Below are 332 nucleotides of genomic sequence, written 5' to 3' on the forward strand. Positions count from 1 at the left end.
AGAAGAAAAATTCACAATTAATTTATAATCTGGATCTTTTGCTGTTTCAGAGATGTTAGTAAAGCCACGAGCTTTAAAAACACTAATAATATCAGGCATATAGCGCCTGTTAGTCAGCCGATCTCCCTTGCTGTTTGATGCCACAAGAATAGATGACGTTTTCGCAATATCTACACTTGGATCCACATTACTTAAATAACGGCCGGACAATTTTACATTTGATGACCACCCGGAAAGTATTGTGGCAAATAGCACTAATATAAATAAGTTCTTCATGATTTTAGCCCTCTATCACCTATTTCAACACACTAACTTCTCATAATAAAAGCACA

Annotated in this window: 1 protein-coding gene; it reads right to left on the minus strand. The window is 35.5% G+C overall.

The genetic code is table 11. From position 1 onward, the window contains the following. The coding region (locus V6259_RS19720) for a hypothetical protein (RefSeq protein ID WP_341585980.1) at nt 1–276 on the minus strand (276 nt) is incomplete at its 3' end. Between the last annotated feature and the right edge of the window lie 56 nt (nt 277–332).

The sequence above is a fragment of the Marinomonas sp. TI.3.20 genome (assembly GCF_038155025.1).
GTDB lineage: Bacteria > Pseudomonadota > Gammaproteobacteria > Pseudomonadales > Marinomonadaceae > Marinomonas > Marinomonas flavescens.